10 protein-coding genes are annotated in these 9,797 nt (G+C 68.5%); 6 read left to right on the forward strand and 4 right to left on the reverse strand.

Annotation, left to right across the window (positions count from 1 at the left end; genetic code table 11):
* Positions 1–75 precede the first annotated feature (75 nt).
* Together ACLARN_RS42300 and ACLARN_RS42305 are read left to right on the forward strand one after the other, a co-directional pair.
* Positions 76–1,041 carry a winged helix-turn-helix transcriptional regulator gene (locus tag ACLARN_RS42300; RefSeq protein ID WP_409497122.1) on the forward strand — a complete coding sequence of 322 codons (966 nt, stop codon included), beginning with the start codon at positions 76–78 and terminating at the stop codon, positions 1,039–1,041.
* A 76-nt stretch (positions 1,042–1,117) separates the two neighbouring features.
* Positions 1,118–1,306: a DUF5302 domain-containing protein gene (locus ACLARN_RS42305; RefSeq protein ID WP_076164687.1), complete on the forward strand. Its 189-nt coding sequence runs from the start codon at positions 1,118–1,120 to the stop codon at positions 1,304–1,306.
* Between the two features lie 97 nt (positions 1,307–1,403).
* Here the strand turns inward: ACLARN_RS42305 and ACLARN_RS42310 are convergent, their stop codons facing one another.
* The 4 genes from ACLARN_RS42310 to ACLARN_RS42325 all read right to left on the reverse strand — a co-directional run bounded on the left by ACLARN_RS42310 (position 1,404) and on the right by ACLARN_RS42325 (position 5,381).
* Positions 1,404–2,474, reverse strand: coding sequence for a Glu/Leu/Phe/Val family dehydrogenase (locus ACLARN_RS42310; RefSeq protein WP_409497123.1), 1,071 nt, complete (start codon positions 2,472–2,474; stop codon positions 1,404–1,406).
* Between the two features lie 119 nt (positions 2,475–2,593).
* Positions 2,594–3,784 (reverse strand): kynureninase, encoded by a 1,191-nt coding sequence (locus ACLARN_RS42315; RefSeq protein WP_409497124.1) that lies wholly within the window; start codon positions 3,782–3,784, stop codon positions 2,594–2,596.
* Positions 3,781–4,563: a tryptophan 2,3-dioxygenase gene (locus tag ACLARN_RS42320; protein ID WP_409497125.1), complete on the reverse strand. Its 783-nt coding sequence runs from the start codon at positions 4,561–4,563 to the stop codon at positions 3,781–3,783. The genes ACLARN_RS42315 and ACLARN_RS42320 overlap by 4 nt, the downstream gene beginning before the upstream one ends.
* The gene (locus ACLARN_RS42325; protein WP_409497126.1) at positions 4,560–5,381 is read right to left on the reverse strand and encodes a PaaX family transcriptional regulator C-terminal domain-containing protein; all 822 of its coding nucleotides are present in this window, start codon (positions 5,379–5,381) and stop codon (positions 4,560–4,562) included. Before ACLARN_RS42325 ends, ACLARN_RS42320 begins: the two co-directional genes overlap by 4 nt.
* A 48-nt stretch (positions 5,382–5,429) precedes the next feature.
* Here ACLARN_RS42325 and ACLARN_RS42330 point away from each other — a divergent pair, with 48 nt between their 5' ends.
* Genes ACLARN_RS42330 through ACLARN_RS42345 form a run of 4 tightly spaced genes read left to right on the forward strand, consistent with a single transcriptional unit; the run spans position 5,430 to position 9,164 of the window.
* Complete coding sequence (locus ACLARN_RS42330; RefSeq protein WP_409497127.1) at positions 5,430–6,155, forward strand: creatininase family protein; 726 nt, start codon at positions 5,430–5,432, stop codon at positions 6,153–6,155.
* Positions 6,152–7,654, forward strand: a complete 1,503-nt coding sequence (locus ACLARN_RS42335) for a benzoate-CoA ligase family protein (protein WP_409497128.1) — start codon at positions 6,152–6,154, stop codon at positions 7,652–7,654. The genes ACLARN_RS42330 and ACLARN_RS42335 overlap by 4 nt, the downstream gene beginning before the upstream one ends.
* Positions 7,651–8,340 (forward strand): SDR family NAD(P)-dependent oxidoreductase, encoded by a 690-nt coding sequence (locus ACLARN_RS42340; RefSeq protein ID WP_409497129.1) that lies wholly within the window; start codon positions 7,651–7,653, stop codon positions 8,338–8,340. The genes ACLARN_RS42335 and ACLARN_RS42340 overlap by 4 nt, the downstream gene beginning before the upstream one ends.
* The gene (locus tag ACLARN_RS42345; RefSeq protein ID WP_409497130.1) at positions 8,337–9,164 is read left to right on the forward strand and encodes an enoyl-CoA hydratase family protein; all 828 of its coding nucleotides are present in this window, start codon (positions 8,337–8,339) and stop codon (positions 9,162–9,164) included. Before ACLARN_RS42340 ends, ACLARN_RS42345 begins: the two co-directional genes overlap by 4 nt.
* Positions 9,165–9,797 lie beyond the last annotated feature (633 nt).

Genomic DNA, 9,797 nt, shown 5'->3' on the forward strand with positions numbered 1-9,797 from the left:
TAGTCAGCTGTCAATAGACTTTGTTTGCTGTAGTCAGTAGTACGCTGACAGCGACACCCACCCGGAAGGAAGTACGTGACAGAGGCGACGGCGCACCGCGTCCAGCCGGCGGGCGATCCGCTGCGGCGGGCGCTCGAACTGCTCGGCGACCAGTGGACGCTGCTGATCCTGCAGAGCCTGTTCCTGCGCTTCCGCCGCTACGAGGAACTCCGGCTGCGGCTCGGTATCTCCCCCACCGCGCTATCCGGGCGGCTGCGCGAAATGGTCGGCGCGGGCGTGCTCGTCCGCACGCCGTACCGGGACGCGCGGCGCACCCGGCACGAGTACCGCCTCACCGAACGCGGCCTGGAGCTGTGGCCGCTGCTGATCTCGATCTGGGCCTGGGAACGGGAATGGGTCGAGGGCCGCCGGGCCGTCCTGCCGACCCTGATCCACCTCGACTGCGAGCTGGCGACGTCGGCGCCACTCGGCTGCGCCTCCTGCGAACGCCGGGTCGACGCCCGCGACATCCGCGCCCACCGCCTCGACGACACCGGCGTCGTCGAAGCCACGGCGACGAAACGCTTCCGCCGCAAGGACGCCGAGTCCCTGGCGGGCGATCCGCTGATGTTCTTCCCGGACACCATGGAACTCCTCGGCGACCGATGGTCGACCGGGCTCGTGGTCAGCGCGCTGCTCGGAGCGCGGCACTTCTCGGAATTCGAACGGGAACTCGGGATCGGCCCGAGCGTGCTCTCGGGCAGGCTGTCGAAACTCGTGGACGTCGGCGTGCTGCGGACAGGCGTCGCGAGGACCCGCACCGACGCACACGACTACCGGCTGACCGCGAAGGGGCTCGCGTTCTTCCCCGCGCTGGCCTTCATCGCCGAATGGTCGAGGGGTTTCGAGGTTCCGGGGCAGGCTCCGGACATCACCCTGGAGCACGTGGACTGCGGCAACCGCCTGAAGCCGATGCTGCTGTGCGACCACTGCTGGCGGCCGCTGCTGCGGAGCCGGATCCGCTTCGGCGGCCCGGTCCAGCTCCCCGCGCCGCCGAGGTGACGTAAATCGACTCGCCAACCGGGATGGTTCCTGACAGGCTGAGGACTTGTCACATGTCGTCACCTCGGAGGTAGCAATGACTGAACCCGCACCGTCCCCAGCGGATGGAGAAGAGGACGACACCAAGCGCAAGTTCCGCGAGGCGCTGGAGCGCAAGCAGGCTCAGGCCCGCTCCGGCTCGGCCCACGAGAACGCCGGCGGGAAGAACCTGCACGCCCACGGGCCCGCCGCGAACAAGCGCACCTTCCGTCGCAAGAGCGGCTGAGTCCGGGCCGCCTGGTCCGCGAATGTTATGAACGGACCTTTCATAACAAAATTTGTTATGAAAGGTCCGTTCATTTCATCTCTGGGCCCAGCGGGAGCTACACCGTCAGGATCGACCGTAGCCCGCCGACCTCGGTCATCCGCCGCTCCGCCAGCCGGTCCGCGGCCGCCGCCGGGGGCACGCCGTCGGCCTTGGCCAGCGCGAACACCGCCTTGGTGGTGTCGAAGATCGCCGTGGTCTTGCGCTTCGCCCGCGCGAAGTCGAAACCGTGCCGCTCGTCGTCGACCTGGATCACGCCACCGGCGTTGACCAGGTAGTCCGGCGCGAAGAGGATGCCGCGGTCGTCGAGCAGCTTGTCGACACCGGGGTGCGCGAGCTGGTTGTTGGCCGCGCCGCAGACGATCTTGGTGCGGAGTTCGCCGACCGTCTCGTCGGTGAGCACGCCGCCCAGCGCGCACGGCGCGAAGACGTCGAGTTCGGTGCGGATCAGCGTGTCGAGGTCGTCGACGACCTCGACACCGGGGTACGCCGCGCGGGTGCGCTCGATCGCCGCGGGCGAGACGTCGGTGATGACCACCTGCGCGCCCGCCTCGATCAAGTGCCCGACCAGGATGTGCCCGACCTTGCCGACCCCGGCGACACCGACCTTGCGACCCGCCAGGTCCGGGACACCCCAGACGGCGTCCGCGGAGGCGCGCATGCCCTGGTAGGTGCCGAAGGCGGTGAGCACCGAGGAGTCGCCGGCGCCGCCGTTCTCCGGCGAACGGCCCGTGACGAACTCCGTTTCGCGGGCGACGATGTCCATGTCCTGCACGTAGGTGCCGACGTCGCAGGCGGTGATGTAGCGACCGCCCAGTGTCTGGACGAACCGGCCGAAGGCGCGAAGCAGCGCTTCGGATTTGTGCTTGTGGGGGTCGCCGATGATGACGGCCTTGCCGCCACCGAGGTCGAGCCCGGCGAGCGCGTTCTTGTAGGCCATCCCCTTCGACAACGCGAGGACGTCCGCGAGCGCCGCGTCCTCGGATGCGTAGGGGTAGAACCGGGTTCCGCCGAGCGACGGTCCGAGCGCCGTCGAGTAGATCCCGATGATGGCCTTCAGGCCGGTGGCCTGGTCTTGGCAGAAGACGACCTGTTCATGGCCGGTACCTTGGCCGAACACTTCGGTCACTGTGGTGACTCCTTGTCACTGGAGTGCGCGCCGCTTGTGGCGGACGTGCGAAGTTCCTCCGATTAAGGCACGGTCCCCGCGCGAAGGTCATCCGGCGGCGACAGTGCCACAGCGCAAACTTAGCCGACGATTTCGTCCAGGATGCGAAGTGCGGAGTCGAGTTGAGTGTCGGACAGGTACGGCGCAGGTCCGAACCTCAGGTATGGGCCACGGCTGTCGGTCCGGACCCCGCGTTCGGCGAGGGCGGCTTGCAGCGCGCCGGCGTCGGCGCACTTCAGCGACAGGAAGCCGCCGATACGGTCCAGCGGCGTCTCCCGGTCACGCGTGACGACACCTTCGGGCAGGCCGAGCTTGTCGAAGCCCTCGGCGAGGAAGCCGACCTGGTGCCGCGACACCTCCCGCAGGAATTCGGGCGTGAGCCCCTGCTCGGCGAAGAACCGGAAGACGCGAGCGCCCCGGTAGTGACTCGTCGGGTCGTAGGTCGCCCCGGCGAACCTGTCCGATCCGGAGGCGTACGCGACCTGGCCGGGACGGCGCTCGTCCGCGAGCGCGCCGAACTCGGCGTACCAGCCGGTGACGACCGGCCGCAGTTCCTGCGCGTGCGCGGGCATCCGCAGGAAGCAGTTGCCCTCGCCGAGCTGGAGGTACTTGTAGCCGCCGCCGAGCACCCAGGCGTTGGTGAGCCCGAGGTCGTGCAGCGCGAACGGGACGGCGCCGAGCGCGTGGTAGGCGTCGACGACGAGGTTCACCGACTTCGAAAGGCAGACGTCGGCGAGGTGGGCAAGGCCCGGTACGAGCCGGGAGGTCTCGAACAGCACGGCCGAGACGAGGACCGCGGCGGTGTCTTCGGTGACCTCGGCCGCGACGCGTTCGGCCAAGGTCGCGACCGGCGTCGAGGGCACGCGGACCACCTCGACGCCTTCCTCGGCCAGCCGCGCCAGCTGACGGCGCAGCGTGTGGAACTCCCCGTCGGTGGTGATCAGGCGCGGACGCCCGCGCAGGTCCATCGCCGACAGGAACCGGATCACCAGGTCGTGCGTGCTGGCGCCGAGCGCGATACCGCCGTGCGGGTCACCGAGCAGCGCCCGGAACCCTGCCCGCATCTCGTCGGCCTTCGCGAAGGCCCGTTCCCACTTCGTGTCGACCTCTTCGGCCGCGTCGGTGAAGGCCTCGAGGAGGCCTTCTCGCGCGACGTCGGGCCAGGCCTGGTGAGAGTGCCCTGTCAACAGGATCCGGTCCGCCACACCGAATTCCGTGTAGTGCTCCGCGAGCGCGTTGGGGTCGCGGCGGAGCTCGCCGAGGTTCGTCACAGCCTGCTCCGCACCGCCCAGAGGTCCGGGAACATCGGGGAGAAAAGCGTCGTACGCAGATAGTGCGCGCCCGACGAACCCCCCGTCCCGGTCTTGTCTCCGATGGTGCGCTCGACCATCTTCACGTGCCGATACCGCCACTCCTGCATCCCTTCGTCCAGATCGACCAGGTGCTCCGCCACGACCGACGGCCCCTTGTCGTCGCGATAAACCCGCAGTAGAACCTCTTGGAGCGCCGGAGAGGGTTCGAGTGGCTTGGTGACATCGCGCCCGGTCGGGACGTCGTACTCCTTCACCGCGAGGTACGTGACGAAGGAATCGAAGAGCGACGGCCGTGCCATCGCGCCGGCGATCTCGGCACGCTGTGCACCGCCCTCGGGGTAATGCGCGAACACCCGTTCGTCCCGGCGGCCGAGGACGGCCTCCAGAACGCGGAATTGAGCCGACTGGAACCCGCTCGAAGCGTCCAGTCGCGCACGAAAACTGGCGAATTGGCTCGGAGTCATCGTCTCGAGCACATCGATCTGCGCGACCACCACCTTGAAGATAGTCAGAATCCGCCTCAATGTGCGGACAGCGTGAGCGGTGTTACCCGCCTCGAGCTGCTCCTGCAGGTACAGCGCCTCGTGGAGAACTTGTTTGAACCAAAGTTCATACACTTGGTGGATAACAATGAAGAGCAACTCGTCGTGTTCGTCGGAGCGGGGATGCTGCGCGTCCAGCAATTCGTCCAGTGAAAGGTAGGACGTGTAACTCAATGCGGCCTGAGTGTCGTTCATTTTTCTGTCACCTCATCGAAATGGCGTTGCGCGGCCGGGGCCAGTGCCCGGTAAAGATCGTGGAACAGCTCGACCGCGGCCGCCCGGTTCTGCGGAGCGGGTACCAGCTCGACCGGGAGTTCCGGGTCGAGCGACGGGAAAGCGCGGAAGGTATGCGTCAGCCAGGTTCGGACCTGGAACGCCTCGGCGTCAGGCAGGTCGCCTGAATATCCGCCGAAATCTCGGACGAACGCGTCGTAACGCGCGGCGAGGCCGTCGAGGTTCCAGGCCCGGCCGGCGAATCGCCGGACGTCGAGGCCTGCCGACGGTTTGCCGAGCATCAGCCCGGCGTGTTCGGAGACGTCCAGTTCCGCCAGCAGGGCGAGCACCTCGGCCTCGCGATCGTGCGGGGCGATCCAGGTGCCGTCCTGCACCGGACCGAAGCCGAGGAAGCGCAAGCGGCGCACCAGCCGCTCCCGCGCCTGGCGGCGGCTTTCCGGGATGCTCTGCCACAGCACCGTCCACTGGCCTGCCTCGCGATCGCTGCGGCCGAGGGAGAAGATCCGGCGGTCGCCGTCCTCCAGCAGCGCGATCGTGCGGCGGGTCAGCGAGTAGTGGACGAGCCTGCCAGCCTTGTGCCTCGCGAGCAGGTCGCGGCGGGCGAGCCGCGCCAGCGCGATCCGCGCGGCGCCGTCGGAGAAGCCCAGCCCGGCGAGCACACTGACCAGGCCGCCGGACCAGACACGGCGGCTCTCGCGCGGCGACACGTAGCTACCGAGCAGCGTCATCACCAGTTCCTGGGGGCCTGGGTCGCCGTGGGACGGGGCCGATTCGGGCATGCGGGCAACTCTATACACCTCAGGCCGCTGCGGTGTAGCTTGATTCGAGTGACGTACTTCGCGGATTTGAGCTCGCGTCAGGTGGCCGCGCTCGCGTCCAGTGAGCGCGTTCCGGTGCTGCTGCTGCCGGTGGGCGCCGTCGAACCGCACGGGCCGCACGCGCCGCTGGGCACCGATCCCCTGATCTCCCGGGGAATGTGCGAACGCGCCGCCGCGCGGCTGGCGGGCGATCCCGGTGTGCACGTGCTGATCCTGCCCGAAGTGCCCTACGGCGTGACCCGGTTCGCGGCCGGGTTCGCGGGTGGCGTCTCGATCGGCGAGGACACCCTGCACGCGCTGCTGACCGAGATCTGCGGCGCGCTCGTCGACCAGGGGTTGCCGCGGATCCTGCTGGTCAACAACCATTTCGAGCCCGCGCAGCTGGCCGTGCTGCGACGCGTGGCGGAGACCGCGGGCGTCGGCTTCGTCGACCTCGTCCGCCGCCGGTACGCGTCGCGGCTCACCGACGAGTTCCGCTCCGGCGAGTGCCACGCCGGGCAGTACGAGACGTCGCTGGTGCTCGCCGACCGGCCGGACCTGGTCGACGCCGTCGTCCAGCGTGCTCTGCCGCCGGTCCACGTCGACCTGGCGCGCGGTGGGGTCACGGACTTCGCCTCGGCCGGGATGACCGAGGCCTACTGCGGAACCCCCGCCCAGGCGACCGCCGAAGAAGGCGAGCAGACGTTCTCGGTGCTCACCGACATCCTGGTCGAAGCGATCCGGGAGCTGGTATGACCTTCAACCTGGCGACCCATTTCGTCGACCGCCTCCCCGGAGAGCGGACGGCACTGGTGTGCGGCGACGAGGAAGTCACCTACGCGGAACTGGCCGCCTTGGTGAACCGTGCCGGGAACGTGCTGCGCGACCTCGGTGTCCGAAGTGGACAGCGGGTCCTGCTGGCGCTGAACGACAGCATCGAGTTCGTGGCCCTCTGGTACGCGGCGCAGAAGATCGGCGCGGTCACCGCCGAGGTCTATTCCTTTCTCCAGCCCAAGGATTACGCGTACTACCTGAACTACACCAAGGCCGTGGTCGTTATCGCCGACGGCGCCACGCTGCCCGCGTTGCGTGAGGCCAGGGCGCGGAATCTGCTCGTGCTCGGCGACGTCGCTCTGGAGCCCGGCGAGCATTCGTTCGCCTCGCTGGTCGCTTCGGCCTCCCCCGAACTGGAAGCCGCGCCGACCACGCTGGACGACATCGCGATCTGGAAGTTCACCACCGGGAGCACCGGTTCGCCCAAGGCCTGCGTGCATCCGGCGCGCAGTGCGCTGGAGAGCTTCGACCGGTACGCGCTCGGCGTCCTCGGCCTGCGCGAAGACGACCGCGTGCTGGCCGTACCGAAGCTGTTCTTCGGCTACGCGCGCGATCTGACCGCGTTGTTCCCGTTCGGCGTCGGCGCGTCCGGGATCGTGTTCCCCCAGCGCAGCACGGCCGATCTGCTGTTCTCGCTGATCGAGCGCTACCGGCCGACGATCCTGGTGAACGTGCCGACCATGATGAGCGCGATGATCGCCCACCCCTCGGCGGTAGGAGTGGACATGAGTTCGCTGCGGCTCGCGACGTCGGCGGGCGAGGCGCTGCCTTCGGAGCTGCATCGCAAATGGGACAACCTGTTCGGCGTCCCGGTGATCGACGGGATCGGCTCGTCGGAGGCGTACCACATCTACCTGTCCAATGTGCCCGGCGCGCAGCGGGTCGGCAGCCTCGGCCGTGAGGTCCCCGGCTACACCGCCCGTATCCTGGACGAGAGCGGCGATCCGTTGCCGGACGGCGAGATCGGCACCCTGGAGGTCACCGGTCCGACCATCGCCCGCGAGTACTACGGCGACGCGGAGAAGACCGCTCGGACGTTCCACGGCGACACCCTGCGCACCGGTGACCTGTTCAGCCGCGACACCGACGGGTACTTCCACCATCACGGCCGCGCCGACGACCTGCTGAAGGTGTCCGGCGTGTTCGTCGCGCCGAGCGAGATCGAAGACTGCCTCATCGGTCATCCCGCCGTCGTCGACTGCGCGGTGCTGGGCGCGACCGTCGACGGCCTGGTGGTCCCGCGGGCGTGCGTCGTGCTGGCGGAGGGCTTTTCCGTTACCGCTGAAGAACTGAAAGACCACGCGCGGGCGCATCTGGCGAAGCACAAATATCCGCGTGAGGTGGTGTTCGTGACCGAACTCCCCCGCACCGCCAACGGAAAACTCGATCGGCGCGCGTTGCGCCGGGTGGAGGCAGAGTGAGAATCGTCGTCGTCACCGGCGGGACACGCGGGATCGGCGCGGCCATCGCCGCCCGGTTCCAGGCCGCCGGTGACCAGGTGCACGCGCCCGGCCGGGCCGACTGCGACGTCACCGACGAAGACGCCGTCGCCCGGTACTTCGACGGCCTCGGCCCGGTGGACGTGCTGGTGAACAACGCCGGGATCTCGGCGAGCGCGCCGCTGGCGAAGACGTCGCTGGAGCAGTGGCGGACCCAGTTCGAGGTCAACGCGACCGGCGCTTTCCTGTGCACACGGGCGGTTCTGCCCGGCATGCGGTCCCGCGACAGCGGCCGGATCGTCACCGTCGCCTCGACGGCGTCGCACATCGGTTACCGCTACACCGCGGGTTATACGGCCTCGAAGCACGCCGCCGTCGGCCTGATGCGGGCCACCGCCGCGGAACTGGCGGGCACCGGCGTCACCGCGAACGCCGTCTGCCCCGCCTTCGTGCGCACGGACATGACGGCCGCCTCGGTCGCCCGCATCCAGGAACGGACCGGCCGAGACGAGGCCGACGCGGAAGCCGCCCTCGCCGCCGCGTCCCCCCTCGGCCGCCTGCTCGAACCAGACGAGGTCGCCAACGCGGTGGCCTTCTTCGCCGCGGCGGAAGCCGCCGCGATCAACGGACAGACACTCGTCCTCGATGGAGGTGGGATCCAGTCATGAGCCCGTTCCGCGCCACGCCGCCGATCACGGCGAACTGGGAGCACTTCGAGTTCACTGTGGACGATGGCGTCGCCACGGTCACCTTGGACCGCCCCGAAAAACTGAACGCACTCACCTTCGACATCTACGCGGACCTCCGAGACCTGCTGGCCGAATTGCCGCATCGCGGCGACGTCCGGGTGCTGGTCATCACCGGCCGCGGCCGCGGGTTCTGTTCCGGCGGCGACGTCGAAGAGATCATCGGCGAGCTACAGAAAATGGAGTCCGCGGAACTGCTGGAGTTCACCCGCATGACCGGCGCGGTGGTGAAGGCGCTGCGGGAATGCCCCATCCCGGTGATCGCCGCGGTGAACGGCGTCGCGGCGGGCGCGGGTTCGGTGATCGCACTGGCCAGCGACTTCCGGCTGCTGGCGTCCTCGGCGAAGTTCGCCTTCCTGTTCACGAAGGTCGGCCTGGCCGGGGCGGACATGGGCTCGGCTTACCTGCTGCCGCGGCTGGTCGGTCTGGGCAGGGCGACGGAATTGCTGATGCTGGGCGACAAGATCGATGCCGCACGGGCCGAGGCGATCGGGCTGGCTTCCCAAGTTGTTCCGGACTCTGAGTTGGCTTCCGAGGCTTCTTCGTTGGCACGGCGTTTGGCCGATGGCCCGGCTCTGGCGTACAGCACCACGAAGGTGCTGCTGACGCGCGAGCTGGACATGGACTTGGGGAGTTCCATCGAGCTTGAGGCGATCACGCAGGCTTTGCTGATGACCGCGAAGGATCATGGGGAGTTCTATGCGGCCTGGGCGGCTGGGCGTTCGCCTCACTGGACCGGGCGGTGAGTTCTCTCTGCCGCTGCAAGTAGTCGACTACTTGCGTGAGGTGGCGCCTGAAGTACATGAAGGCCCCTTTCCTTGCGCCTGGGTCGGGGTCCCGGCAATGTCGCAGGGCTGCTGGTCAGCGCTGCTAGTGCCCGCAAGGGTCGAGCGGGGAGGATTCCGGACGTTGAACGTCCGGAATCCTCCCCGCTCAGGGGCTCCGCAACCGGTGTGACCGCTGACGATGAATAGCCGCCTGACCTGCAAGATCTCGACTTTGCCGGAAGGGGGCCTTCACGAACCGCGGTCCCGACCCAGAACACTCTTGCTCCTAAGCTGAATCGCTATTCGCGACCGCCTGGTGGGCTTGGCGGGGTGTGGGCATGCCGAGGGGCCCGTCGCCGGTGTGGCTGGCGGGCTCCTCGGGTCAGATCAGGGTGTTGCGCCGGGATCTTCGCAACGGATCCAGATACTGGGGCGGGATGAACTCCGGCAGCCCATCGGCCGCCATGCGGACTTCCCAGTCGCCATGGTGGATCAGCCGGTGGTGAGTCGGCGGCGGGAGCTTCCCCCGCCGCCGCTCTCAGAACCGTGCGTGACACTCTCGCGTCACACGGCTCCCGTTGTCGAACCTGCCGGGAGTGCCCCGTGTCGCCA

The organism is Amycolatopsis sp. cmx-11-12 (assembly GCF_046269425.1).
Lineage (GTDB): Bacteria > Actinomycetota > Actinomycetes > Mycobacteriales > Pseudonocardiaceae > Amycolatopsis.